Annotated in this window: 18 protein-coding genes and 1 tRNA gene; 13 read left to right on the forward strand and 6 right to left on the reverse strand. The window is 50.0% G+C overall.

What is annotated here, in order from left to right; genetic code table 11:
* The first annotated feature begins 5 nt into the window (after nt 1–5).
* On the forward strand, nt 6–1,175 hold the full coding sequence (gene hisA, locus DYC63_RS12755; RefSeq protein ID WP_218564608.1) for a 1-(5-phosphoribosyl)-5-[(5-phosphoribosylamino)methylideneamino]imidazole-4-carboxamide isomerase: 1,170 nt from the start codon (nt 6–8) through the stop codon (nt 1,173–1,175).
* 49 nt (nt 1,176–1,224) lie between these two features.
* Here the strand turns inward: hisA and DYC63_RS09975 are convergent, their stop codons facing one another.
* Nucleotides 1,225–2,013 (reverse strand): hypothetical protein, encoded by a 789-nt coding sequence (locus tag DYC63_RS09975; RefSeq protein ID WP_115219085.1) that lies wholly within the window; start codon nt 2,011–2,013, stop codon nt 1,225–1,227.
* A gap of 179 nt (nt 2,014–2,192) precedes the next feature.
* On the opposite strand from DYC63_RS09975, the gene DYC63_RS09980 reads away from it, so the two are divergent.
* The 4 genes from DYC63_RS09980 (at nt 2,193) to DYC63_RS10000 (ending at nt 8,894) form a co-directional block, all read left to right on the forward strand.
* Nucleotides 2,193–5,108 (forward strand): mechanosensitive ion channel domain-containing protein, encoded by a 2,916-nt coding sequence (locus tag DYC63_RS09980; protein WP_172459492.1) that lies wholly within the window; start codon nt 2,193–2,195, stop codon nt 5,106–5,108.
* Nucleotides 5,109–5,200: 92 nt separating this feature from the next.
* Nucleotides 5,201–5,431 (forward strand): HP1242/YdcH family protein, encoded by a 231-nt coding sequence (locus tag DYC63_RS09985; RefSeq protein ID WP_115219087.1) that lies wholly within the window; start codon nt 5,201–5,203, stop codon nt 5,429–5,431.
* Between the two features lie 215 nt (nt 5,432–5,646).
* Complete coding sequence (gene ppk1, locus DYC63_RS09995; RefSeq protein ID WP_115219088.1) at nt 5,647–7,782, forward strand: polyphosphate kinase 1; 2,136 nt, start codon at nt 5,647–5,649, stop codon at nt 7,780–7,782.
* Nucleotides 7,782–8,894, forward strand: coding sequence for an anhydro-N-acetylmuramic acid kinase (locus DYC63_RS10000; RefSeq protein ID WP_115219089.1), 1,113 nt, complete (start codon nt 7,782–7,784; stop codon nt 8,892–8,894). Before ppk1 ends, DYC63_RS10000 begins: the two co-directional genes overlap by 1 nt.
* 70 nt (nt 8,895–8,964) lie before the next feature.
* Here the strand turns inward: DYC63_RS10000 and DYC63_RS10005 are convergent, their stop codons facing one another.
* The gene (locus DYC63_RS10005) at nt 8,965–11,481 is read right to left on the reverse strand and encodes a TonB-dependent receptor (RefSeq protein WP_172459493.1); all 2,517 of its coding nucleotides are present in this window, start codon (nt 11,479–11,481) and stop codon (nt 8,965–8,967) included.
* A gap of 233 nt (nt 11,482–11,714) precedes the next feature.
* On the opposite strand from DYC63_RS10005, the gene DYC63_RS10010 reads away from it, so the two are divergent.
* From DYC63_RS10010 to DYC63_RS10025, 5 genes are read left to right on the forward strand one after another with little or no spacing between them, the layout of a single operon-like run.
* Nucleotides 11,715–13,043 carry a deoxyguanosinetriphosphate triphosphohydrolase gene (locus DYC63_RS10010; protein WP_115219091.1) on the forward strand — a complete coding sequence of 443 codons (1,329 nt, stop codon included), beginning with the start codon at nt 11,715–11,717 and terminating at the stop codon, nt 13,041–13,043.
* Nucleotides 13,044–13,045: 2 nt separating this feature from the next.
* A complete protein-coding gene (nadR, locus tag DYC63_RS10015; RefSeq protein WP_115219092.1) occupies nt 13,046–14,053 on the forward strand; it encodes a multifunctional transcriptional regulator/nicotinamide-nucleotide adenylyltransferase/ribosylnicotinamide kinase NadR in 1,008 nt (335 codons plus the stop codon).
* Between the two features lie 5 nt (nt 14,054–14,058).
* Nucleotides 14,059–14,418 (forward strand): hypothetical protein, encoded by a 360-nt coding sequence (locus DYC63_RS10020; protein ID WP_218564609.1) that lies wholly within the window; start codon nt 14,059–14,061, stop codon nt 14,416–14,418.
* Nucleotides 14,415–14,546, forward strand: coding sequence for a hypothetical protein (locus DYC63_RS13430; RefSeq protein ID WP_281267775.1), 132 nt, complete (start codon nt 14,415–14,417; stop codon nt 14,544–14,546). The genes DYC63_RS10020 and DYC63_RS13430 overlap by 4 nt, the downstream gene beginning before the upstream one ends.
* Complete coding sequence (locus tag DYC63_RS10025; RefSeq protein ID WP_115219093.1) at nt 14,543–15,001, forward strand: DIP1984 family protein; 459 nt, start codon at nt 14,543–14,545, stop codon at nt 14,999–15,001. The genes DYC63_RS13430 and DYC63_RS10025 overlap by 4 nt, the downstream gene beginning before the upstream one ends.
* Nucleotides 15,002–15,223: 222 nt before the next feature.
* Here the strand turns inward: DYC63_RS10025 and DYC63_RS10030 are convergent, their stop codons facing one another.
* Nucleotides 15,224–16,210: an asparaginase gene (locus DYC63_RS10030; RefSeq protein WP_245888140.1), complete on the reverse strand. Its 987-nt coding sequence runs from the start codon at nt 16,208–16,210 to the stop codon at nt 15,224–15,226.
* Nucleotides 16,211–16,544: 334 nt separating this feature from the next.
* On the opposite strand from DYC63_RS10030, the gene DYC63_RS10035 reads away from it, so the two are divergent.
* From DYC63_RS10035 to DYC63_RS10045, 3 genes are all read left to right on the forward strand, one after another.
* Nucleotides 16,545–16,621 (forward strand) — tRNA-Ile (locus DYC63_RS10035).
* 166 nt (nt 16,622–16,787) lie between these two features.
* Nucleotides 16,788–20,237: a transcription-repair coupling factor gene (gene mfd, locus DYC63_RS10040; protein ID WP_115219095.1), complete on the forward strand. Its 3,450-nt coding sequence runs from the start codon at nt 16,788–16,790 to the stop codon at nt 20,235–20,237.
* Nucleotides 20,221–20,904, forward strand: a complete 684-nt coding sequence (locus tag DYC63_RS10045; protein ID WP_115219096.1) for an energy-coupling factor ABC transporter permease — start codon at nt 20,221–20,223, stop codon at nt 20,902–20,904. The genes mfd and DYC63_RS10045 overlap by 17 nt, the downstream gene beginning before the upstream one ends.
* A gap of 53 nt (nt 20,905–20,957) precedes the next feature.
* Here the strand turns inward: DYC63_RS10045 and lpdA are convergent, their stop codons facing one another.
* The 3 genes from lpdA to DYC63_RS10060 are packed head-to-tail and all read right to left on the reverse strand — an operon-like array spanning nt 20,958 to nt 26,464.
* A complete protein-coding gene (gene lpdA, locus DYC63_RS10050; RefSeq protein WP_115219097.1) occupies nt 20,958–22,400 on the reverse strand; it encodes a dihydrolipoyl dehydrogenase in 1,443 nt (480 codons plus the stop codon).
* A gap of 58 nt (nt 22,401–22,458) precedes the next feature.
* Entirely contained in the window at nt 22,459–23,616 is a 1,158-nt protein-coding gene (gene odhB, locus DYC63_RS10055; RefSeq protein ID WP_115219098.1) for a 2-oxoglutarate dehydrogenase complex dihydrolipoyllysine-residue succinyltransferase, read from the reverse strand.
* A 22-nt stretch (nt 23,617–23,638) separates the two neighbouring features.
* Nucleotides 23,639–26,464: a 2-oxoglutarate dehydrogenase E1 component gene (locus tag DYC63_RS10060; protein ID WP_115219099.1), complete on the reverse strand. Its 2,826-nt coding sequence runs from the start codon at nt 26,462–26,464 to the stop codon at nt 23,639–23,641.
* Nucleotides 26,465–26,604: the final 140 nt, after the last annotated feature.

Genomic DNA, 26,604 nt, shown 5'->3' on the forward strand with positions numbered 1-26,604 from the left:
TGATGATGTTACCCATTCCCGCGATAGATCTCAAAGACGGACAATGCGTGCGCCTTAAACAAGGCCGCATGGAAGATGCCACCGTTTTTTCGCATGACCCCGTGCAAACCGCCGCCCATTGGATTGAACAAGGCGCAACCCGCCTGCATTTGGTCGATTTGAACGGTGCCTTTGCCGGCAGCCCGCAAAATGCCGACGTCGTGCGCGCCATTATGGCGGCATTTCCGCATATTCCCCTGCAAATCGGCGGCGGCATCCGCGATGAAGCAACCGCCTGCCATTATTGGGATTTAGGCGTGCAATATTGCATTATCGGCTCCAAAGCGGTCAGCCAGCCGCAGGCAGTCGCCGCCTTAGCCGCCAAATATCCGCAGCGTCTGATTCTCGGCATCGATGCCAAAGACGGCTATGTCGCCACCGACGGTTGGGCAAATATCTCCGCCGTCAAAGCCGCCGAACTGGCAGCCGAATTCGATCCGACACATTTTGCCGCCATTATTTATACCGATATCAGCAAAGACGGCATGATGGGCGGCGTGAATATCGAGCAAACCGCCGCCCTTGCCCGCGCTACCCCTATTCCCGTGATTGCCTCGGGCGGCGTATCCGGCCTCGCCGACATTCAGGCGCTTAAAAACAGCAGCACGCCGATTGCCGGTGCGATTATCGGACGCGCTCTGTATGACGGCGCATTCAGCCTGAGCGAAGCCTATCAAACGGCAGGCATCTCGCCGCGCCCGATTCGCTTTAGCGACAGTATCGACAATGCCGTTTACGCTCAAGCCCTCGCTCTGCGCCGTGCGGTTTTTATTGAAGAACAAGGCATCAGCGAAGCCGAAGAAATCGACAGCCCCGAACTCGAAGCCCGATGCCGCCATTTGGTCTTGCAAGACGCGCAAGGCAATCCGCTGGCGACAGCGCGCTTTTATCTCAAAGATGCCGAGCAAGCGAAAATCCAACGCGTTGCCGTGGCAAAAAGCGCGCGCGGCAGCGGTGCCGGTAAAGCGATTATGCTTGCCGCCGAAGCACATGCGCGCAAAATGGGCGCGAAAACTGCCGTTTTAGGTGCACAGGTACATGCCCTTGATTTCTACCGCAGCCTCGGCTATGAAGTGTGCAGCGAAGAATATCTGGACGCCGACATCTCGCACCGCGATATGCAAAAAACTTTGTAAAGACTTAATCAGCTTGCCGCACAACACTTGCGGCAAGCTGATGGATGATTTACCAATCCATGAAAATATGGCGCACGGCGCTGAATGTCCATGCGTTTAAAAGCGGCCAACCCCATAGTCCTAAGACAATCAGCAGCAAAAAGCCTAATAGAGAGGAAATTTGCGCTATGAGTAGCACGGTAAAAAATGCTGCACTCAAGGCCGCACTGCATAATAAACCGAAAAATATCAGCGATTTTAGATTACTAGCCATGCCGTCGAACTGCAAAGCCAGTAATTGCTTGAAAGATTGGCGGGGAAATTCCACTAAAATCGGCAAAATCGCCCAAGTTAAGAAAAGAATCACCATCTGTGCGCAGACCATAAAGGCGGCGGCCTGATAAATTTGCGCCGCCTCCGCCATGTGCATCTGCTCGTTTTCAATCCAGACCAAGGGCTGAGGGAACAGCAGGCTTTGCAATAAGGCTAAAATGAGATCAAGCGTCAGAATAAACAGGCATAATTGCAAGAAAGAACGGTTTTTGATGCGCGCTGCCGCGGCAAAGAAATCGTTCATTTCCGCCTTGGTGCCGGCGGCGAGTTTGGCGCAAATCATCAGCATACCGGCTTGGATAAAGCATTGCGCCACCACCATCGGCACCAAGCCTAATAAAGGCAGGATAGCGGCGAAAATACCGCCTGCCAACAAAGCGGCGAAGCTGATGGCAACACCGCTCAGGCTCACCAACAGCCATAGCCAAGGTGCGGCTTGAATCAGACGCAAACCGTCGCTAAACCAAACTTTTGCCTCATTCGGCGGACGCGCCTCGCCGCGCGCGAGCAAGTGAATTTTAGACATCATTCTTCCTTTTTATCTGAAAATGTGAATTTCTGCGGTAGAATATCGATAAATCCTTTTAGAATCTAGCCGCGCTGAGTCAAGCCTTTATTATTTCTATGTTATCAAGAATTATTGTTTATTTATTTCCTGTACTTTTATGCTGTTTCAATCTAAGTCGCGCGCAAAGCCTAGAAGAATTGCGTACGGAAATTACGCGGCGTGAAAAAGTCATTAGCACCCTCAACCAAGAACTCGAACAGGCGCCGCAGTCTGCACAACATATTTCACAGGAAGAACTTAGCGCCTTGCGCCTGAATGTGGATCAAGTCAAAATCGCCGCCGACGGCGCTAAAATCGCCATACAAGAATTAGAAGCGCATTTGCTCAATACGCAAAAACAATGCGAGGCGCTCAATGCGGAATTGCAAAAACAAGCCAATCCGCTGACAAATTCCGCCGGCAACGGCGAATCCGATACCGCTGCGCAATTCGCCGCCTGTCAGGAAAATGTGCTTAACATCGGCACGATACTGACTTTGCAGAAAAATTTGCAGCAATTAATTCTCCGCCAACAAGGGCTGCAGGAAAGCCTCTATCAACGCCATAATGAATTATGGCTGCAAAGCCGCCGCGCCAATGAAAACACGCCCTATGCCGCCGCCACGGCATTATCCCAGCAATTGCAAAGACTCAAAGCCGAGCGCGACCGCCTCAGTGCCGCCCTGCCCTTTACCGGCGACAACCGTATGCGCCGCTTCAATCAGCAAATTGAAATGGCATTGATTACAAGGCAGATATTAATCGCCGAGTTGCAATTCGAATTCCATAATATCGACAACCGCCTGCAGGAATTGCAATTTGCCGATTTGAGCAGCGTCTCGCTCGAGCGGATTCATCAAGTCAAGACGGAATTGCAGGCAAGCGAGCAGCGCTTGGGCGCCATGCAGCAGCAATTAGCCAATAATATGACGGTTATGGAGCAGCAATACGGTTTATATCAGCGTCAGCAGCAGCAAATTCCGCAGAGCGTCGCCACAAGACATCAGCAATTGCAAGAGCAGTATCAAGCCTTTGCCGAAGCACTGACCAATGCCCAAGCGGCGCAGCAATTGATTATGCAGGGCGTGGATTCCCAATACACGGAATTATCCAAAAACTATATTACCAGCCGCTATGATTTTATCGCCGCCTTAGCCCATCCTGCCACTTTCGGCGAAAAATTGGGCAAGGCGCTGACCACGTTTTTAGGACAATATGCGGTTTCCTTCCAAGCCTTATGGCATTCTTTGCAAGCCCTAAGCACAGGAAAGAAAACCCATCTTGGCATAATTTGCCTAGCCATCATCGGGCTGACCGCTTGGCTGACCAGTCTTGCTAATCATCTGGTGCGCAATTATCGTAATGTGAAAAAAATTTCTTTTTCTACACGATTGATTTTATTCGCATTCGGCATGAGTAAATACAATCTGCCCTATATCGGCTTATTGGTGATGACTTGGGCGGTCTTGCGCGTGGCAAAAGTTCCCGCTCCCGGTTCGCAATTGATTTTATTGCTGTCGATCTGGTTTTTGCTCATCACCATTCCCTATTTCTGTGTTCACACCCTCAGCGAAAGCCATTTGCTGACTAGCAATACCGAGCGTTACCGCGTGCGCCGCGTAACCACCGCTGCCGCCATCGGCAGCCTACTGCTGGCATTAGTGTTTATGGCGCAATGGATTCTCTCGGAAAAACTGATTATCGACAGTTTTCGTTGGTTCTTCTGCATTTTTACCCTGCTGATTAGTCTGCCGCTGTGGCGTATCTTGCAGAATATGCTGCATTTTCTTGCCGAAGAACACGGCGCTCTTTATACCTACCGCATCGTGCGCCTGATTGTGCAAGTCATTCCGCTGGGCTTTTTCCTCTTCGGCTGCGTCGGCGCATTCGGTTATCTCAATTTGGCTTGGCTCATGGCGCGCTATTTGCTTATCGCCTTATTTTATACCATTGTTTGGGTGAGTTTTTTAGGCTTGTGCAAAGATATTTCTTTGGCGGCAAAAAAATATGTGCTCAGCCATACCAATAACAGCGTTTTTTGGGCGCAGGATGTCATCAATCCCATTCACAGCATTTTCCGCTACGGCAGCTTCCTTTTGCTGCTCTATCTGCTTGCCGAAACCTATAATTGGAATGCCAATATTCCCGTCTTCCGCGATTTGTTCGTCATCTTGCGCAAGCCCTTATTCAGCGGCGACGACGACAGCCAATTCACCCTAATGAACCTAATTTTATTGGCGGTGATTTTATATGTGATTATCCAATTCGGGCGTTGGATGAAATCGCTGTGCTACCGTTGGGTCTATGCGCGCGTGCATGATACGGGCATGCGCAACTCCCTTGCCGTTTTCACGCAATATGCTTTGGTAACCTTGGGATTTTTCCTTGCGCTGCGCATTATCGGCTTGGATTTGACCGCCTTTACCGTCTTTGCCGGTGCATTGGGTGTGGGCATCGGTTTCGGCTTGCAAACCATTGCCAATAACTTCATCAGCGGCATTTTGCTCTTAATCGAGCGACCGCTGCGCGGCGGCGACATCATCACCGCCGGCAACTACACCGGCACGGTGGAGCGCATCGGTATGCGCACCTTGACGCTGACTACCTTCGACAATGAAAGCGTTATCCTGCCCAATTCGGATTTCGTCACCTCCGCCTTTATCAACTGGTCGCATACCGACCAAATCGTGCGTATCGTCTGCCATTTTGATTTGAGTTATCGCCACGATCCGCATGATGTGGAGCAGGCCCTGATGAACACCCTGATGGAAATGGCGAAAAAAGGCGAACTGATTCATCAGCAAGATTTAGAATGCGGCGTTTACGCTTGGGATTACAGCGAGCGCGGCGTCACCTACCGCGTCTTATTCTATCTGCACATTGACGATCACGGTTATCTGCGCACCAGACACAAAGTCATGCGCGCCCTGTGGCGCACCTGCGAACAGCGCGGTTTTGAATTCGCCTATCCGAAAGCCGATATCGCCATGCGCGAGCTTGGGCAAGATTTCTCGCCTAATTATGCGGCCGATCAGATGATTAGCATAACGGATAACCGAAGCCCCAAACTATAGGCATGCAAACAAGAAAAAAGCGTGCGCCGCACTTAACAAGGCAAAGGCTATCAGTTAAGATAGCCGCATCAATTAACAAAAAAGGAGACTATATGCTTCCAGAGTATCGTGATTTAATCGCCCAACTGCGTCAAAGCGACAATCACTTCGCGCGTTTGTTCGATGAACATAATGCGCTTGACGAAGACATCAACCGCTTGATGAAAGATCCTGTCGCCGCACCGCGCGATTTGGAAATAGAAGAAATGAAAAAGAAAAAATTGGCATTGAAAGATCAAATCTATGCCTATTTGCAAAAGAAAGAAAAAGAGCAGCAAGGCTGATCGTAAAGCGCCCCTTAGCGGGGCGCTTTTTCATCAAAATTTCCTTACTGGTTGAAACCCCTCCCTTTAGGGAGGGTAATCAAATTGGAAGAGGTGTAACCTCTTCCAATTCAGAGCAACACACAGAGCGACGCTTTATGTGTTGCTCTGTGTGTTGAAACATGAGCATAAAAAATATCCCGAATTTTTAACATCCTCACCTTTGGAACCTCTACATGACTGAAGCGACTTCGCAAACCATCGACATCAATACCGCCGATCCGAAAAGCATCTATCTGAATCGAGAACTCACTTGGCTGGCATTTAACGAACGCGTGCTGTTTGAAGCCACGCGCAGTCATAATCCATTATTAGAGCGCGTCAAATTTCTCGCTATCGTCAATAATAATTTGGACGAATTTTTTATGAAACGCATCGGCGGACTCAAGCAGCAAGTCGCCGCCCGTATTCACAGTCTTTCCGCCGACGGACGCAGCGCCCAAGAACAAATCGATCTCTGCTATGCTAAAGTCCGCGAAATCGAACAGCAAATTGCCAAAGTTTGGAAGCAATTGCAAAACGAATTGAAAAAAGAGCGCATCGAAGTTACGCGCTTTGCCCAATTATCCAAAAATAAACAGGCGCAACTGCGCGAGTATTTCGCCGAAAACATCTACCCTCTGCTTACCCCGCAGGCAATGGATCCGGCGCACCCCTTCCCCTTTGTCAGCAACCTATCGCTGAACCTTCTGATAAAATTGAATTATCCCGACAGCAACCGCAGCTCCATCGCACGCGTCAAAGTGCCGGTCGGGCAAGGCAGCAAGCGCTTTATCAACACGCAGGATCCTAATAGCTATGTCTTTATTACCATTGAAGATCTCATCATCAATAATTTAGACCTGCTCTTTCCCAATATGATTGTGCAGAAAGTGGACTTATTCCGCGTCACGCGCAATGCGATTACCGAAAAAAATGAAGAAAACGCCGCCGATCTGCTCGAACTGATTGAAGACGAACTGATCGAGCGCCGCTTTGCCCCTATCGTGCGCATGCAATACGACAATAATATGGACCCCGTCCACAAAGGTATGCTCTCAGCAGAATTGCAATTGCAGGAAGACAAAGACACCTTTGCCGCAAGTGGCTTGATGGAAATGCGCGATTTATTCGAAATCGCCGGCATTGAGCGTAATGATTTAAAATTTGCCCCGCATCATCCCGTCGATCATGAATTTTTTGCCGGCGAAGACAACATCTTCCATGCCATCCGCAAAAACGGTCCCTTCCTGACCCAATATCCCTACGAATCCTTTAACAGCACGGTGGAGCGTCTGCTTGCCGATGCCAGCCGCGACCCTAAAGTCATCGGCATCAAAATGACCATTTACCGCACTTCATCGGATTCCAAAATCATCTCGCATCTAGTGGAAGCCAGCCGCAACGGCAAACAAGTCACCGTCGTGGTGGAAGTCAAAGCCCGCTTTGACGAATCCGCCAACATCCGCTGGGCAAACTATTTGGAAGAAGCCGGCATTCACGTCACCTACGGCATCGTCGGACTGAAAACCCACGCCAAAATTATACACATCATCCGCCAAGACTATGACGGACTGCGCCGCTATACCCACATCGGCACCGGCAATTATCATTCCGGCACCGCCCGCCAATACAGCGATTTCGGCTTCTTTACCGCCGATAAAGCCGTCGGCGAAGACCTAACCGAACTCTTTAACTACCTCACCACAGGCTATAGCCCCAACCGCGAATATCAACGCATCCTGCCTGCGCCGCGCCATATGAAAGCAGGATTATTGGAACGCATCGGACGCGAAATCGCTTTTGCCCAAGAAGGCAAAAAAGCCCTGATTCGCTTGAAAACCAATGCCTTGGAAGACGTAGACATCGTCAATGCCCTGTATCGCGCCTCGCAAGCGGGCGTCAAAATCCAACTCATTGTGCGCGACAGCTGCCGCCTGATTGCCGGTGTGGCGGGATTATCGGAAAACATCAGCGTCACCAGTATCGTCGGGCGTTTTTTAGAACATGCGCGCATCTATTATTTCTATAACGGCGGCGAAGAAGAATACTTCATCGGCTCGGCCGACCTCATGCATCGCAATCTGGAAAGCCGTGTAGAAGTACTAGTCAGCATTGAAAAAACCGGCATCCGCAACAAACTCAATCACTTCTTGGAAAGCCAATTAAGCGACAATAAAAACGCTTGGCTCATGCGTCCGGACGGTAGCTACCAATTACGCCATAACCCCAAAACCAAACTCGGCAGCCAAGAACGCTTCATCAACGACGCGCAAAAACGTTACAAAGAAGCCCACAGCCTGCGGCTGCGCAAAACCAAATCGCTTACCTAATGACAGGGCAATACTACATCGGCATCATGTCCGGCACCAGTTTGGACGGCGTAGACGTGGCATTAGCGGATTTTTCCGCCATGCCGCGCATACTGGCTACCTACCAAGAACCCTTTCCCGCCTTACTGCGGGCAGAAATCTTGGCATTAGCGCAAGGCGCTAGTCGCTCCCTGCAAGCCATCGGCGAACTCGACCACCGCCTAGGACGACTTTTTAGCGACGCCGTACTCGGACTACTCGCCCAAGAAACCCTCAGCGCCCGCCAAATTCGTGCCATCGGCAGTCATGGACAAACCGTATTCCATCATCCTCAAGGCGACAATCCTTTCACCATGCAATTGGGCGACGCCCATCTGATTGCCGCGCGCACCGGCATCGACACCGTCGCCGATTTTCGTCGCAAAGACATGGCGGTAGGCGGACAAGGCGCGCCGCTGGTGCCCGCCTTTCATGAATACCTCTTTGCTCGAAAAGACAGCATCCGCATCGTGCTGAACATCGGCGGCATTGCCAATATCAGCATCCTGCGACCTCATCAGGACACCATTGGCTACGACACCGGCGCCGGCAATATGCTCATGGACGCATGGGCACAGCGCCACACAGGACTGGACTATGATAAAAACGCCGCCTTTGCCAAACAGGGACAAGTGCAAAACCGCTTATTGGAACAACTGCTCGCCGATGAATATTTCCGCCGACCGGCACCTAAAAGCACGGGACGAGAAAAATTTCATCTCGCATGGCTGGACGCCCAACTCGCCACACTGCCCGATTACACACCGGCAGACATACAACGCAGCCTCTTGGAATTTAGTGTCCGTAGCATCGCCACAGAAATCGAGCGCTATGCCGACAAGCGCTACCGTCAAGAAATCATCGTTTGCGGCGGCGGCGCGCATAATCCTCTGCTTATGCAAAGACTGGCGCAATTATTAGCCGATTGGACAATACAAAGCAGCGCAGATTACGGCATCGACAGCGACTACTTGGAAGCCGCCGCCTTCGCTTGGTTAGCCTACTGCCATCTGCAAGGCATCTGCACCAACCTCCCTGCGGTAACAGGGGCAAAACGCCGCTGCATTCTCGGCGCATTGCACTGCGCGGATTAGCTTTCTGATGACAGCAAAGCCATATACGATAAATGCCGCTCAAAGCGGCATTTATTATCCATGATGTTATCTACCAGCGATATTTCACGCCAAACCAAAATTGTCGTCCGGGTTGATAACTGACATCACGTTTCTTCTCTTCCCATGCAGGAGTAACAATTCTTTTACCTACAATTTTGCGGTTAAAAACGTTCAAAATATCCAAACTCAAGCTAAGGGTAGAATCTTCAGCCAAAGCTTTATCCCAAGAAAAATGCCAGTCGTTTAAAATTGCCGATGAATATTCAACACCATCATAACGAGTTAAATTACCGCCTTGATATCCTGCACAAAGGCGATCAAGCGCAGGTTTACTATTCGGACAACGCAAATTGGTTTGCTGATAAAATTTACGCGCCGCTTCATAGCGTAAACGCGGTTGCCAAGTCAAATGCCATGCGGGAATCTTAATTTGCGCCGCAAGATAGCCGCCCCAAGGACGATTGAAGCTGCTTATTGCCGGCATATCTTTAGGATGATAAAACTTACCATCTACCAGCATTTGCTGCACATTATGCTCTTTCCACCACTCGGTTTGTTTAAAGGTTTGACCATGCAAACTACTTTGGTGCAGATGGTAATCAAGCCCCGCACTCACAGCAATTTCCGCCATGCCTAGCTTCCAAGGACGCAGGCTGTCAAAACTCAAACTGAAGGTATCATGCCTGCCCCGCCCCTCATTGGTCAATTCACGCACAATACGCCCTTTATCATCTTCATAGCGTTTGCTCATAAATTGATCGCGACTAAAACGGCGCACCCATTTTCCCTGCCACAGATAATTATCGGTTTCTTGTCCAATTGCCAAATTGAGTTCATCGCTATAAGGCGTTTTTAATTGACTGTCGGCAAAACCTAAAAACATGTGTGCCTTACCGATCCATTGATTATTATCCTCACCAAAACGGCGGTTATAATTATCTTGATCTTTAAATGCCCCTTGTAATTTATAAGTAAGCATTTCTGTGCCGTAATAACGATTTGCCCCGCCCGAGACATAATAGCCCTTATCGCTAAAATCGTATTTAAAACTCAGGCGCGGCGCAATATCAATATTTTTCAAAAATTGATTATAATCAGCACGCAAGCCTAAATTTAAGTGCAAATTATCACGGCTTAAACGATTTTCAGCCCAAATTGCCGCGCTGCTATTAGGCACGCGTACATGAACAGGGTGAATATGCGTATACCATGTGAAATATTGCTCGCCCGGAATACAATCAGAACAATCGGTCTCATCAGTCGGCGCAGCACCTGCATAAATATAGCTGGCTTTATCCCGCTTAATCCCCGCTCTCGCATATTGATACGACCAACCTGCCGACCATTCTTGATCGAAAAACGCTCCTTTTATCGGTTTGAAAAACCAATCCTGTTTGAGCATTAGTTCATCAGAAAAATTTTTCACCGTCCCTAAGCCGCCGACTGTCGCCTCTTCGGTATCAGGAAAACTAACCCAATCAATGGTCGGCGTATTACCCTGATAACGATATAAATTTTGTTTATCATAAGCTTGCATCTCATGAATTTGCCGATAAGCAATCCGCGTATCAACATCGGCAAAATCATTGCTATGCTCCCAAGTAAAATCAACGCGCCAACCGCCGCCTTCATCTTCATAGCGTCCGTCTTTAATATTTTCAGGGTAATAGGTCGCTTTATGCGGAGAATAAATTAGTCCTGCTAAAAAACGATTTTGATTATTTACATCATAACGTCCTTTAAGATAAAACGTTTCCGCTAAGCGCTGCTGCTTATGCTGCTCATTCAAATGTTGATGAAAAAGCGGAATCCGCGATTCTTCACGGTCATAGGCAAACAACACCGCCGCTTTTTCATTCAGCGGCACATTGACATCAAAATGAAATTGCTGCTTAACAAATTTGGGCTGTGTTTCCGGTGAAATACCTTTGCTAAAATCGGCTTCATAGGCATTATCAATATAAAACTTCGTCCAATCATCGCGGCTTTGCCGATAAGATATGCTGCCTGAAGGTTTATCCGTTTGCGGTTCAATCAATTTCGCATCTACATAGCCGCCGGTAAATTTACCAAATCTTGCCGGTACATTGCTATCCATCACAGAAACCTTATCGACCAGTTGATTAGAAATCCAAAAAGCCTGCGTATGACCTGCCGGCAACTGATTAGGCGTATGGTTATTAATTGTTAAAGCATCGGGAACAGGACTTGTACCATTATGAGCAGGATTAAAATTAACCGTATTACTCAAGCCGTCAATCGCAAACTGATTGTTATAAAACGCCTCTCCGTGAAAAGAAATATTTGCCGGCGCAATTTCCCCTAGCTGCTCGGAATTATCCGCACCGCTGGCAAACTGTATCGCGCTATGTGTGCGCAGCAAAGCATCAATACTATTATTCGATTTTGCTGTATTGGTAATCTGATCCCTATCTAAATGACGATGAAATGCCGAATCCGTAAAATTAGCCTTCACATGGATTGTCGGCAAAGTAATTTCCGCATCCGCTTGAAGATTTGGGCTTAACATCAAAGGTAAAGTATAAATGACTGTGCGTAAGCTCATTAGCTGCATCTAAAATAATTCCTTTTTATTCAATAAATAATGTATTTATTCCGACAGTAATTGCTAAAGAATTACATAAATTTTATGTTATACCGTAACTTCTATAGAATCAAGTCATCACAGATGGTCTTATTGGAAATTATTTTCACAACATTTATTTCTGCTTGAAAAGGCAGGGTAAAACTGTCGACGCATGCTATAATACTTCCGCTTTCTTTTTTCCAGCAATCAGCATGAATTGGACTTCTCTTTTCTCAACCTTGCGCATCGGCTCGGCGGCGCAGCCCGAGCCTTCGGTGCGTTCGGATTTTCAGCGCGACAGCGACCGCATTTTATTCTCCGCCGCGTTTCGCCGCATGCAGGATAAAACCCAGGTATTTCCTCTGGAAAAAAACGATTATGTCCGCACCCGCTTAACGCATTCTTTGGAAGTCTCTTGCGTGGGACGCAGTTTGGGCAGCAGTGCCGGCACGACTTTACTGATGCGCTATCCCGAGCTTCAGCAGCACATCACGGCGGCAGATGTCGGCGATATTGTCGCGGCAGCATGTTTGGCGCATGATTTGGGTAATCCGCCTTTCGGACATTCGGGCGAGCAGGCAATGCGGGATTTTTTCGTCAGCGATAATGGACGCGATATGTTGCAAGCCTTACAGCTAAGTCCCGCAGAATGCGCGGATTTAACGCATATTGAGGGCAATGCACAAGGGTTTCGCATTTGCAACCGCCTAGAAAGCCCCGATAATCACGGCGGTTTGCGCTTAACCGCCAGTACGCTTGCCGCTGCCGCCAAATACCCTTGCACGGCATTTGCTGTGCAAGATCAGGCTTATTACAAGAAAAACGGCGTGTATATCGATGATGTGCAAGACTACGCGGCGGTTTTTGCCGCGCTGCATCTGCCTGAAATCGCGCCGCATGTCTGGCAGCGTCATCCGTTGTCCTATCTCATGGAAGCTGCCGACGATAGTTGCTATTTGATTGCCGATATTGAGGATGCCTACCAAATCGGGCAAATTCCCTTCTCCGATGCCTACGATTTGCTACAGCGCATTGCCCGTCCTTTTGTCGATGATGTGCGTTTGCAGAAAATGCAAAGCAAAAGCGACCGATTAGCCTATTTGCGCGCCAAAGCGATCGGCTGCTTGGTGCATGAAACCCTTGAAGTCTTCTGGCAGTCCGAACAAGCGCTGCTCGGCGGCAATTTCAAAGGCGCATTGCTTGATCATATCCGCAGCTCCACGGCGCTTCAGGCTTTGCGCGATTATGCCGTCGACCATATTTATCACTGCCGCTCCGTATTGGAAATGCAGATTGCGGGGCATCGCGTACTCAACGGATTGATTGAGATTTTCTGCACGGCGATTTTGCACCAACATCTTAAACGCGCCGGCAAACGCGATGCCATGGTGATTCAACTCCTGCCCAATCGCTACCGCCGCCATCATCAGAATAACTATCAAAGCCTGCTTGCCGTCTGTGATTACATCATGGGCATGACAGATTCCTATGCCGTGTCTTTATACAAAAAACTCACCGGCATATCCCTACCAGCGGAGTAATTATGACCCAACGTATCGGCTATCTCATCGGACATTTCGAACCCCTGCACCGCGGGCATGTGCGCCTGATTCAACATGCCGTCGGCTTGGTGGACAAATTGCATATCGTCATCTTGCGCCATCCGCAGCCCAATCCCGCCTATCCCGTCAGTCTGGAAGACAAAGCTCGCTGGCTGCAACGCGCATTCAACAATTTTGACTTTATCTCTATCCACACCTACGCCATCGACAATATCAATCCCGAACAGGCGGAAGCCAATGCTCAATTGCAAGTGCTGCGCCGAAGTCTAGGCATACCTGAAGACGCGATTTTCATTTCCGACGAAAGCCACAGTTGGACTTCTTTGCTCGCCGCCGATCAATTTATCGCCCTGCCCCTGCATCAAGAATACGACAGCGAAGCCATTCATCAGCGCCCCGTGCATTACTGGCAACATATCCATCCCACTGCCAGACGTGAATATAGCAAAACCATTGCCGTTGTCGGCGGCGAAAGCTCGGGCAAAACTACGCTCGTCTATAAGCTCGCCAACTACTTCCTTGCCGACTATGTGCTTGAGCAGGGGCGGCATTATGTGGACTATGCTCTCGGCGGCTCGGAACTCGCCCTGCAATACTCCGATTACGCCCGCATCTCGCAGGATCATGCCAAAGCCATCGACCTTGCCTTGGAAACGCCCAAAGCCCCCGTTACCATCATCGACACCGATTTCATTACCACCCAAGCCTTCTGCCAAAGCTATGAAGGACAGCGCGATGCGATTACCACCGCCTACAGCCTGCATATGCGTTTCGACCACACCCTATTGCTGGCTAACAACACCAAATGGGTCGATGACGGCCTGCGCAGCCTCGGCACGGAGAATGCACGCCGACAATTTCAAGAACTGCTCAAACAGCTTTATCAAGAACACGAAATTCCTTATTATGAGATTAGCGCCGCAGGCTACCAAGAACGCTACCGACTGGCGGTAGACTATATTCAAAAGCACATTTATGCACAGGACTGAGAGACATGTTCAAACTACTCGACAAACTCACCGACGAATGGCAAATTTCATGGATTATCACATGGTTTATCTGCGGTATTTTGGCGCTGCTGTGGGGATTTATAGACAGCATAGGCGTATTTAGCGGTCAAAGTTTATCGCGCAATGCCACACTTTTTGAAGCCTTTAAACTATTAGTCGCCATTATCGGTATGGTCTACGTCGTCGCCCTCGCCTTTCGCAAAAACCGCGCCGGCAACGGCTTGGGCGCACTTGCCAATAGTGGCGAAATCATCGCCCAAGGCGGCAGCGGCACCACAAGCTTGATGCTCGCACCGACAACTGGTGGCTATGGTTCGGCGCAAACAACATCTGGTTTGCGGTGAATCTTGCCAATCACAACAGCATCTTTCTTGTGCAAACCATTATTTACCAAATCAACTGCATCATCGGCATCTATGAATGGTGGCGCAGCAGTCAAAAAATCCATAAAATCATAAAGGAAAACCTATGATTCTAGCCGAAGCCCTTATCAAACGCGCCGATTTGCAGCGCTATCTCGCCGAACTCAAGCATCGTATCCAAGCCAATGCCCTTCATCAGGAGGGGGAAACGCCTGCCGAAGATCCGCAGGAATTACTGGCGCTTTACCGCCAAGGCAATACGGAATTGGAAGGCTTGATTGTGGCGATTAATCTCAGCAATAACCGCATACGGCTTGCCGACGGCACCCTCATGGTTGCCGCACTTGCCAAACGCGAAGCCTTAAAAAACGCCCATGCCGTATTGATGGCTGCCGCCCAAGCCGCTACGCCCGAGCAGCAACGTTACAGCCGCAGCGAAATCAAAATGCTGTCCGCCTTATCAGTTAAAGAATTGCGTCAAGAAGCCGATCGTCTCGCGCAGGCGGCAAGGGAATTGGATATTCAAATTCAGGCGGCGAACTGGGCAAATTCATTAGTCGAATAATCGCTTAGGAGTAGTTGTTTTTAAAAGCGGATACAAAACATAAGAAGCTTTGGGGCGGGCATATTCAAGTATCGCGTAAGCCCGGTATCGAGCATCTTGTATAAAGTACTGTGTAATCTGACGACCATGTATCGGTTTAGAAGCAATGAGGGTGGGATTGGGGATAAGCGGATAGAAAAAGCGGCATATGCCGCTCTTTCTATTGTTCATTAAAACAAATAGTTATTTGAAATAATTGCGGATTGTTGCCAAATCGTCCTGCTGCGCCAAAGCCAGCATCAGCATAATCCGCGCTTTCTGCGCATTTAAAAAGCCACTGCCGGTGCCTTCGTCTTCAGGCACGCTGATATAGCCTTCCACCGTGCGGCTGGCACGCACAATCGGAAAACCTTGCGCCGTCAATTCTTTAACCCGTTCCAATAAAGGCGTGGACAGGCTGCCTGCGCCCGTAGCGTCAATTACCACCGCTTTGGCGCCATTTTCAATCGCGGCATCCAATAAAGCCGTATCGGTGCTTTGATAGCCGTAAATAATATCCACGCGCGGCAATTCTTTGTACCCGCTGACATCAAAATAAGGGCGGTTGCTCGGCTGCTGCGGCAGATAATAGAAATGCGGCTCTAAACCGATCATCAGACCTAGATAGCCCGCTTCCACCGATTTGAAAGCATCGGGGGTATTGGCGCGCGTTTTAGTAATATAAAAACCGGATCCGATACGGTCGTTCATCACCATCATCACGCCGCGTTTTGCCGCATCCTCATGCACAGCTACCGATGCTGCTTGCAATAAATTCATTGAGCCGTCCGCGCTGATAGCGGTGGCAGGGCGCATCGCGCCGACCAAGATAATCGGTTTGTCGGTTTTGGTGGTTAAAGAGAGAAAAAAAGCGGTTTCTTCCAGAGTGTCCGTACCGTGCGTAATCACTGCCGCCGCCGTATCGCCCGCCAAATCCTGATGTAATTTCTGCGCCAATTGCAGCAAAATGGCAACGCTGATGTCATTGCTGTCCACGCTGGCGATTTGCTCGCCTTTCACCTCTGCGATTTTTTTCAATTCCGGCACGGCGGCAATCAATTTGTCGATGCCTAAAGTAGCGGTCTCATATTGGAAAGTATCGGTGGCACTGGCGGAACTGCCGGCAATCGTACCACCGGTAGCATAAATATTTAACCGAGGAAGCGCAAAACTTGCTTGAGATACTGTCATAGCCATTAACACCGTAGAAATGTTTCAACACACAGAGCGACACATAAAGCGTCGCTCTGTGTGTTGCCCTGAATTGGAAGAGGTTACACCTCTCCCACAAGATTATCCTCCCTAAAGAGAGGGGTTTCAACCAGTAAGGAAATTTTGATGAACAATTTTTTCATAGACAATTCCTAATTACAATAGCGGAATATCGGCAGCATTAGTGTTGACTGAGTGTATTTTAATCTAAGAATTTAGATTATCAAAAGATAATAATATCATTTTTATTACAAATACTCATGAAAAAAACGCTTAACAAATACTGCAGAATCTAGTATGATGCGCGCTTTTCGGGCCTATAGCTCAGTCGGTTAGAGCAGGCGACTCATAATCGCTTGGTCGGGGGTTCAAGTCCCTCTGGGCCTACCATCTTCACCGCAGCGTTCTGCGGTTTTTTTATGCGCGGAATAAATCTCGCCCGCTTTTATTCTCTCTCTTTGTTTTCCGTAGGCCTTCAGCGGCGGCATTGATGGGTTTTGCGGACAAAGTCGTGTAAGATGCGTCTGTTTTTTAAGTCTCTTCGTATTGATACCGCATGATTTCAGCAGATACTTTCAAATTTATTGCCTATGATTTAAGCCGCCAATTGCGCCCGAATACGGTGCATTTGCTGGTAGTACCCGATGCCCTATGGGGGCATTATGTCTATGAAAATTTGAAATTTTGGCTGAAAAAAGCCTCGCCCGAGCAAGAGGCGCTGACTGCCGAGCAAGGCAAAGCCTTTGCCGCAGCGCAAACCTCGCGGGCGGCATTTCAATTAAGCACGGCGGCGGGAGATTATCCGATTTATTGGTTTTCGGATTGGGAGACTTTGCCTTATGACCAATACACGCCGCATCCCGATTTGATTTCCGAACGTTTGCGCGTGTTGGCGGAATTGCCGACCTGTCCGCAGGGGATTGTGGTTGTGAGTGCGGCGGCATTGTCGCAGCGTCTATGTCCGCAAACACATTTGGATAAATACGGCATTCATGTGCGCACGGGCGATCATTTGCCGCGCCAGCAATTTATTCAGCGTTTATTGCAGGCAGGCTATCAACATAATGCTTTGATTAAAGAAAAAGGTGAGTATGCGGCGCGCGGTGCTTTGCTGGATATTTTTCCAATGGGGGCGCAGGCGCCGATTCGTCTGGAATGGTTTGATGACGAGATTGAGCATATCCGCACTTTTGATTTGCAAACGCAGTTTACCTTAAGCAAATTGCGCCAAATCAGCATCTTGCCCAGTCATGAATTAGATTTATCCGATGCGGGACGGATCTGTTTTCGCCAAAGCGCGCGCAGATTGTTGGGCGATAAAGTGGAAAAAAGCGGTGTTTATGAAAGCATCAGCGCCGGACGTACGCCGCAGGGTTTGGAATATTATCTGCCGCTGTTTTTTGATGAAACCGCGACTTTATTCGATTATTTGCCGCCGCATACGATGCGTATCGAGATGCCTTTGCCCGTTGCCGAGCTGAAGCAGCATGCCGATTACTGCCGCAAACGTTATGCGCGTTTGCATTCGATGCGCGAGCATGCCTTATTAGCCCCCGAACAGTTATGGCAAAGCGAGGAAGAAACTATTGCCGCTTTGAGCGCTTTACCCGCCCTTGCTTTGAGAACACATGCCAAAGCGATAGTTTTTAGCGGCAAGAGCGATGAACGCCAAGCACAATGGCAGAAGCAGATTGCCCGAGATCAGCCGATGTGCCTGCATTTTGCCGGCAACGGTTTGCGCGAGCAGGAGTTTGAGCGTTTGCAGAAAGCGCATTTGCCGGCCGTCTTAGTCGAGCATTGGCAGGCGAATGATGCTGCGGCAGCGCAGCGGCAATTGATACTCTCGCCGCTGCAATACAGTTTTGCCGCTGAAGGATGTCTGCATTTGGCGGAATCGGATACGCACAGCGGCAGTCATTTGCCGAATTTGCGCGAGAACAAACAGAAAAATGCGGGCGAATTGATTCAAAGCCTGCAGGATTTAAGCATCGGTGCGCCGGTGGTGCATATCGATCACGGCGTGGGGCGTTATTTGGGCTTGGAGCGTTTTGGCGATGAAGAGCTGATTGCGATTGAATACGCCAAGAATGCCAAATTATTCGTGGCGGTGGGTGATGTCGATTTAATCAGCAAATATAGCGGCAGTGCGCCGGAAAATGCGCCTTTGCATGAATTAGGCGGCAAAGTTTGGCAGCAGATTAAGCGCAAAATCAAACAAAATGTGAACGATACCGCCGCAGAATTGCTGGCGGTCTATGCGGCGAGAGAGGCGGCGCAGGGCAGAAGCATTGCTATCGATACGGCGGCGATGCAGCAATTGGCCGATAGTTTTACTTATGAAGAAACGCCCGACCAATTAGCCGCCATTGATGCGGTATTGGAAGATTTGGCGCGCGAACGCCCGATGGACAGAATTATTTGCGGCGACGTGGGCTTCGGCAAAACCGAAGTGGCGATTCGCGCTGCTTATGCGGCGGTGCTGGCAGGACAGCAAGTGGCGCTGATTGCCCCGACCACGCTGCTGGCAGACCAGCATTATCATCATTTTGCCGACCGCTTTGCCGATACCGCCTTGACAATCGACAGCATCAGCCGCTTTAAAAGCACGGCGGAGCAAAAAGCCGCCTTAGCCGCTCTGAAAGAAGGGCGCACCGATATCATCATCGGCACGCACCGCCTTTTGCAAAGCGATGTGGCTTTTGCGCGATTGGGCTTGGTCATTATTGACGAAGAACAGCGCTTTGGCGTGCGGCATAAAGAAAAATTGAAAAGCCTGCGCGCAGATGTAAATCTGCTGACCCTAACCGCCACCCCGATTCCGCGAACCTTAAATCTCGCCCTGACGGGATTGCGCGATTTAAGCATTATCGCCACGCCGCCCGGCGGCCGCCAATCGGTACAGACCATTATCAGCGATTGGGATTTAGCAACGATTGAAGAAGCCTGCGAACGCGAACTGGCACGTGGCGGACAAATTTTCTTTTTACACAATGATGTAGCAAGCATAGAGCGCATTGCGCGCAGTTTGCAAGAACTGCTGCTGGAGTCGCGTATTGCGATTGCGCACGGACAAATGCGCGAACGCGAGTTGGAAAACGTCATGCAAGCCTTCTATAACCGCCATTACGACATTCTAGTGGCGACCACCATCATCGAAAGCGGCATCGACATTCCCAATGCCAATACTATCATCATCAATCATGCCGACCGCTTGGGCTTGGCGCAATTGCATCAGCTGCGCGGACGGGTAGGACGCAGCCATCATCAAGCCTATGCCTATTTGATTACCCCGCCTTTATCCACGCTGAACAAAGATGCGCAAAGACGTTTGGACGCCTTTACCACCCTAGACAGCCTCGGCGCAGGCTTTCTGCTCGCCAGCCAAGATTTGGAAATTCGCGGTGCCGGCGAAATCTTGGGCGACGAGCAATCAGGACAAATTCAGCAAATCGGCATGAGCTATTATTTAGACCTCTTGGATCGCGCCACCGCCGCTCTCAAAGCGGGACAAAGTCTGAGCATTGAAGATGATGAGGACAGCCGCAAAGCCGAGATTGAGCTGGACGAGCCCGCACTGCTGCCCGCCGACTATGTGCGCGATCCGCAGGAGCGCTTGAGTATTTATCAGCAATTGGCGCGCGCCAAAGACGATGCCGGCATTGCCGCAGTCGAAATGACATTGATTGATAGATTCGGACGTCTGCCGCCGGCAGCAAAATATCTGATTCAGCGCAGCCGCCTAAAACACCGCGCCTTAAGTATCGGTATTGAGCGCATGGCATTTGAAGGACAAAAAATTGCCATCGCCTTTAGGCAGGAAGCGGCGATTAATCCCGACCGCCTTTTTACCAAAATGCAAAGCGCGCCGCATGTCTACCGCATGACGGGCCCGAGCAGCTTGACATTGCAAGACGGCAGCAGCCTTAATCTTGGCGAACGCCTACAACATATCGAGCAATTTATTGACGACATCAGCCTGAAGCCGAAGCATGTTTCCCCTGCATAACGCCCTTTCGCATCATTTACCCGGCATCGTGCTGCTCTTCAGTTCGGCGGCAAGCCTTGCCGTTTTATGCTATTGCCTGCGCCGCTTAGACTGGGCGCGCTTAGGGCAGCACCGCTTTACCCTGCATATTTTCTGCCTGTGGAGTATTTTGCTGTGCCTGTTCAATTTAGGACGCACGGGGCTGGCAGAAGGGCTGCAATTACATCTCTTCGCCCTGACGGCCGCCACGCTGATGATGGGCTGGAAAATCAGCTTTCTAGCCGCTTTTTTGGCGCAAATCATGATGTCTGCGGCGGGATTCGAGCCGCTTGCCTTGCTGGGTTGGAACAGCTTGCTTTATGGGCTGTTGCCGATTTTATGCAGCCATTATTTCAGCCGCCTGCTGCAAATCCTACTGCCGCCGAATCCTTTTGTCTTCACGCTCGGCGGCGGTTTTTTCGGCGGCATCCTCAGTCTGGCGGCAACCATGCTGCTCAGCAGTCTGCTGCTTTACGCATTCGGCATTTATCCGCCCGACATTATCTGGCAGAAATACCTTAAATTTATGTTGGTGATTGTTTATCCTGAAGGTTTTGTCAACGGCGTGATTGTATCGGGATTGGTCGCCTTTCATCCGCATGTGATCAGCGCTTTCGATCCCGACCGCTATTTTCAAAATAAACCTTAAAGCACAAAAAAGCCCCGAGGGGCTTTTAACAATATGGCAAAAATAGCAAAAATCTATTTACGCTTAGGATTGACTTTATGCAAGGCAGCGCCGCTAACCGCCAATGCCGCTTCATGCACCGCTTCGGATAAGGTCGGGTGGGCATGCATAATACGGGCAAGGTCTTCGCCGGCGGCATAAAACTCCATGGCGACCATCAATTCGTGAATCATTTCGGAAGCGCAAGGTCCGATAATATGCGCGCCTAAAATTTCATCGCTGTCTTTATCGCAGAGGATTTTTACAAAACCACTGGCGGCATTCATTGCTTTGGCGCGCCCGTTGGCGGCAAAGGGAAAATCGCCTTTGACATAATCTGTACCTTCGGCTTTGAGTTGCTCTTCGGTTTTGCCGATCCATGCCATTTCAGGGTGGGTATAAATCACGGAAGGGATAATATCATAGCGCACATGTCCAGCCTGTTCAGCCAGAATTTCCGCCGCCATTACGCCTTCTTCTTCTGCCTTATGCGCCAGCATCGGGCCGCGTACGCAGTCGCCGATGGCAAAGACGCCGTCTTCGGCGGTGCGGCAATGTTCGTCCACTTCGATAAAACCGCGTGCGTCCATGACGACTTTTGTGCCTTCGATCAAATCGGGCGAAGTATTGGGCTTACGACCGACGGCAACCAGTAATTTATCAAATACCAACGTTTGCTCGCCCGAGCCATCTTCCACCGACACATGTACTTCCTGATCGTCTTGCACAAGCGCTTGCTTGACCTTTGTTCCTAAGCGGATATCCAAGCCTTGCTTTTTAAAAGCGCGCGCCGCTTCTTTGGCTAATTGCTGATCGGCGACGGCGAGGAAGGTATCCATCGCTTCAAAAATCACGACTTCCGCACCCAAAGCCTGCCAGACGCTGCCTAATTCCAAGCCGATGACGCCGGCGCCAATCACGCCGAGGCGCTTAGGCACTTCGGAAAAATTCAAAGCGCCTGTCGAGCTAACAATATGTTTACCGTCCATTTTCGCCACCGGAATATCCACGGGTACGGAGCCGAACGCCAAAATCACGCCTTTTTGCGCTTGATAGCTTTCTACCGCGCCTTCATGCGTCGTAACTTCAACTTTTTTATTGGCGCGTAATTTCCCTTTGCCTTGAATCCATTCAATGCCATTGGCTTGAAATAATTGCCCAATGCCGCCGGTCAGTTGTTCGACGATTTCCGCTTTACGCCCAATCATTGCCGCCACATCCATTTTCAGCCCGTCCGCGCTGATGCCGTGCACGGCAAATTCTTCTTTTGCCTTATGATACAGAGCGCTGGATTCCAATAATGCTTTGGAAGGAATACAGCCGACATTTAAGCAGGTACCGCCCAAACGCCCTTTGCCGTCCTCATCGCGCCACATTTCCACGCAAGCGGTTTTAAAGCCCAATTGCGCCGCGCGAATCGCCGCCACATAACCGCCGGGGCCGCCGCCAATCACAATGACATCAAAACTTTTACTCATCTGTTCATCCTTAAAATGCTAAGCGGCGGTCGCCCGCCGCATCTTTGTGAATTCAATACTATACGCCAAGCAGCAAACGCGCAGGGTCTTCAATCGCATTTTTAATCGACACTAAGAAGCCGACCGCCTCGCGTCCGTCAATAATGCGGTGGTCATAGCTTAATGCCAAATACATCATCGGACGAATCACGATTTCACCGTTTTCCACCACCGGACGATCGACGATATTATGCATGCCTAAAATCGCGCTTTGCGGCGGATTGAGAATCGGCGTGGACATCATCGAGCCGAAAGTGCCGCCGTTTGTGATAGTAAAGGTGCCGCCAGTCATTTCTTCAATGCTCAAAGTGGTATTTTTGGCTTTGACCGCAAAATCGCGAATGCCGGCTTCGATATCGGCGAAACCTAAGGTTTCCGCATTGCGTAAAATCGGCACGACCAAACCGCGCGGACTGGAAACGGCAATGCCGATATCTTGATAATTGTGATAAATAATATCGTCGCCATCAATCGAGGCATTGACTGCCGGCCATTCTTTCAGCGCCGCAACCGCCGCTTTGACGAAGAAACTCATAAAACCTAATTTGATGTCGTTTTTCGCCACAAATTGGTCTTGGTATTTCTTACGCAAATCCATAATCGGCTTCATATTGACTTCGTTGAAAGTCGTCAGCATCGCTGTCGAATGCTGCGCTTCCAGCAAACGCTCGGCAATGCGCTTACGCAGACGCGTCATCGCCACACGCTCTTCATGACGCGAGCCGCCGCCTGCAATATGCTGTTTCATATCCGCTTTGGTAACGCGTCCGCCGCGACCGCTGCCGGCAACATCGGCCACATTAACTTGATTTTCCACTGCCATTTTGCGCGCCGCAGGCGAAGCATTTTTATCGCCGCTTTCTGCTTTTGCCGCAGTCGGCGCAGCGGTAGGAGGAGCAGCTTCGGTATTTGCCGGTGCCGCATCAGCGGCAGGTTTTTCCGCCGCTTCAATAATGGCAACTACATCGCCGCCGGTAACCGTCGAACCGTCTTCCTGTTTGATGGCTTTTAAAATACCGCCTACCGGCGAGGGCAAGTCCAAAACGACTTTATCGGTTTCCAAATCCACCAAATTTTCGCCCGCTTCGACATAATCGCCTACTTTTTTATGCCAATTAACCAAAGTGGCATCGGCAACGGATTCCGGCAAATCGGGAACTTTTACTTCTGTTGTCATAACTACCTCATTTACTAAAAAATTAATTTGCCAAGCCTAAAGCCTGATTCACTAAGGCTTCTTGCTCTTGCGCATGCACTTTGGCATAGCCGGCGGCGGTGGAAGCCGAAGCGCGGCGACCGCAATAGGTCAAGCCGCGATTGCCCACCGCTGTTTGCAAAGATTCGAAAATTTGATGCCAAGCGCCCTGATTGCGCGGCTCTTCCTGACACCAGACCAATTCCGCCTGCACAGGATATTGCGCCAAGACATCCGCCAATGCCTGCTCTGGGAAAGGATACAATTGCTCAACGCGCACAATCGCAATATCCTGAATATTCTCGTCGCGGCGTTTTTGCAGCAAATCGTAATAGACCTTGCCGGAACACATAATCACACGCTTCACATTGGCGGCATCGACAGCGTCAATCTCGCCGATGATTTCTTGGAAGCGGCCTTTCGCCAATTCCTGCAATTCGCTGACCGCCAATTTGTGGCGCAGTAAAGATTTGGGCGACATTACAACCAAAGGCTTACGGAATTGCCGCAAGACTTGGCGGCGCAGCATATGGAAGACTTGCGCCGGCGTGCTCGGCACGCATACCTGCCAGTTTTCATCGGCTGATAATTGCAGATAACGCTCTAAACGCGCCGAAGAGTGCTCAGGCCCTTGTCCTTCATAGCCGTGCGGCAGCAGCATGACCAAGCCGCTATAGCGTCCCCATTTGGTTTCGCCGGAGGCGATGAATTGGTCGATAATGACCTGCGCCACGTTGGCAAAATCGCCGAATTGCGCTTCCCAAATAATCAAGCCGCGCGGCTCCGCTACCGAATAGCCGTATTCAAAGCCCAATACACCGGTTTCCGAGAGCAGGGAATCAATCACGCGGATAGACGGTTGATTAGGCTTCAAATATTGCAAAGGCATATAGCTTTCGCCGGTGTTCTGGTCATGCAAAACCGCATGACGATGCGAGAAGGTTCCGCGTCCGCAGTCCTCGCCCGATACCCGCACTTGATAGCCTTGATCCAATAAGGTGGCATAGGCGAGATTTTCCGCCGCGCCCCAATCCAAAGGCTGCTTGCCAGTCGCCATTTCTTGACGCGCCGCCAAGGTGCGTTTGACAATCGCATGCGGAGTAAAGCTATCCGGTACGCTGAAGGCTTGCACGCCCAAGGCTTTCAAACGCTCGGTATCAAAGCTAGTATCCACCGGCGCAGACCAATCCTGATTCGACAAAGCCTTCCATTCTTGAGCGAGGAAATCGCCGTTGCCGTCGATTTCCGAGGCTTCCGCCACGCGCTCGCCGCTTTCCAAACGTGCCAAATAATCCGCCTGATAGGCTTCATAAGCATCTGCGGCAATAATGCCGGATTGCTGCAAACGGTCGGCATAGACCTTAGCCGGCACGTCATGGGCGCGGATTTTTTCGTACATTTTCGGCTGAGTGGCTGAAGGCTCGTCCGCCTCGTTATGTCCCAAACGGCGGTAGCAGACCAAATCAATGAAAATATCTTTCTGGAATGTATTGAGATAAGCCACCGCCAATTGTCCTGCGAAGACCACCGCTTCCGGATCATCACCGTTTACATGGATAATCGGTGCCTGCACCGATTTGGCAATGTCGGTGCAATACATGGACGAACGCGCATCCAATAAATTGGAAGTCGTAAAACCGATTTGATTATTCACGACCACATGCAAAGAACCGCCGACTTGATAGCCGCGCAATTGAGATAATTGCAAGACTTCTTGGTTAACGCCTTGTCCCGCCAAAGCGGCATCGCCGTGAATCAGAATCGGCGTGGCTTTATGCGCAACTTCAAAAATACTGGCTTCAGCGCCTAATTCTTGGCGGCGGCGCTCCAAACGCGCGCGAGTTGAGCCCATCGTTACCGCATTCACAAATTCCAAATGCGAAGGGTTATAGGCTAAGGTCAAATCCACTTTCTGGCCGTCGATTTCCACAAAAGAAGAGAAGCCCATATGGTATTTCACATCGCCGCTACGATTGGCCGCCGGTACTAATTTGCCGTCAAACTCGTCAAACAGCAATTGCGGTTTCTTGCCTAAGATATTGATTAAGACATTCAAACGGCCGCGATGCGCCATGCCGATACCCACTTCTTCCACGCCGTTTGCCGCCAAAGCCTTAATCATAGCATTGAGCAAAGGAATTAGGGCATCGCCGCCTTCCAAAGAGAAACGTTTCTGTCCTACATAGCGTTTATGCAAATATTTTTCCATGCCGTCGGCAGCCACCAATTGGCGCAGAAAATTCTTTTTCTCTTCGGCGGAAAATTGATAGTCGCCGGCGCCGGCTTCCATTTGCTCGGTCAGCCAATCTAGCTCTTTTTGCTCCCATACATGGCTGAACTGCAAGCCCACATGTCCGCAATAGGTTTTTTGCAATTTTTTCAGCAAATCCGCCAATTTCATCTCTTGCTGACCGAAGACACCGTCCACGGCAAAACTTTGCTGCAAATCGCTGTCGCTCAAGCCGTGATAAGACAAACGCAACTGCTCGACTTCATGACGTTCGCGGATTTTCGCCGGATCGGTATCGGCATAACGATGCCCGCGCACGCGATAGGCGCGAATCAAATTCAAGACGCCGACCTGCTTTTCGCTGACCGTACCTTCTGCCGATGCGCTCAGCGGCTGTTGTCCTAATAATTCAAAACGTTCCTGCACGTCCAAACGCGAAACTTCTTGCTCGCTGTCGCCTTTGATTTGCGCAAAATAGCGCTGCCATTGCTCGCTGACCGAAGCCGGATCCGCTAAATAATCTTCATACAATGCCTCGATGAAAGCTGCATTACCGCCTGAAATCCCTGAATTGGCTTTTAATTCTTTATATGTGGACATGTTCACACCCTTTTATAGAAAAATAACGGCAGATACTTGGCAATACCCACCAAAATCGCTGTTTATGATACGCCCTTCCGCGCTTTTACTCAAACCGAATCCCACATTCTCTAAGCTTTACAGCACATAAGATTTTCATA

Source organism: Suttonella indologenes, from assembly GCF_900460215.1.
In the GTDB taxonomy this organism is placed as follows: Bacteria; Pseudomonadota; Gammaproteobacteria; order Cardiobacteriales; family Cardiobacteriaceae; genus Suttonella; species Suttonella indologenes.

Coding starts and splice junctions, on each gene's coding strand:
- DYC63_RS09985 (WP_115219087.1), top strand. CDS start 5,201: ATGCTTCCAGAGTATCGTGATTTAATCGCCCAACTGCGTCAAAGCGAC.
- DYC63_RS10060 (WP_115219099.1), bottom strand. CDS start 26,464: ATGTCCACATATAAAGAATTAAAAGCCAATTCAGGGATTTCAGGCGGT.
- DYC63_RS10045 (WP_115219096.1), top strand. CDS start 20,221: ATGTTTCCCCTGCATAACGCCCTTTCGCATCATTTACCCGGCATCGTG.
- odhB (WP_115219098.1), bottom strand. CDS start 23,616: ATGACAACAGAAGTAAAAGTTCCCGATTTGCCGGAATCCGTTGCCGAT.
- DYC63_RS10010 (WP_115219091.1), top strand. CDS start 11,715: ATGAATTGGACTTCTCTTTTCTCAACCTTGCGCATCGGCTCGGCGGCG.
- lpdA (WP_115219097.1), bottom strand. CDS start 22,400: ATGAGTAAAAGTTTTGATGTCATTGTGATTGGCGGCGGCCCCGGCGGT.
- nadR (WP_115219092.1), top strand. CDS start 13,046: ATGACCCAACGTATCGGCTATCTCATCGGACATTTCGAACCCCTGCAC.
- mfd (WP_115219095.1), top strand. CDS start 16,788: ATGATTTCAGCAGATACTTTCAAATTTATTGCCTATGATTTAAGCCGC.
- DYC63_RS10025 (WP_115219093.1), top strand. CDS start 14,543: ATGATTCTAGCCGAAGCCCTTATCAAACGCGCCGATTTGCAGCGCTAT.
- DYC63_RS10020 (WP_218564609.1), top strand. CDS start 14,059: ATGTTCAAACTACTCGACAAACTCACCGACGAATGGCAAATTTCATGG.
- DYC63_RS09975 (WP_115219085.1), bottom strand. CDS start 2,013: ATGTCTAAAATTCACTTGCTCGCGCGCGGCGAGGCGCGTCCGCCGAAT.
- DYC63_RS10030 (WP_245888140.1), bottom strand. CDS start 16,210: ATGACAGTATCTCAAGCAAGTTTTGCGCTTCCTCGGTTAAATATTTAT.
- DYC63_RS10005 (WP_172459493.1), bottom strand. CDS start 11,481: ATGAGCTTACGCACAGTCATTTATACTTTACCTTTGATGTTAAGCCCA.
- ppk1 (WP_115219088.1), top strand. CDS start 5,647: ATGACTGAAGCGACTTCGCAAACCATCGACATCAATACCGCCGATCCG.
- hisA (WP_218564608.1), top strand. CDS start 6: ATGTTACCCATTCCCGCGATAGATCTCAAAGACGGACAATGCGTGCGC.
- DYC63_RS10000 (WP_115219089.1), top strand. CDS start 7,782: ATGACAGGGCAATACTACATCGGCATCATGTCCGGCACCAGTTTGGAC.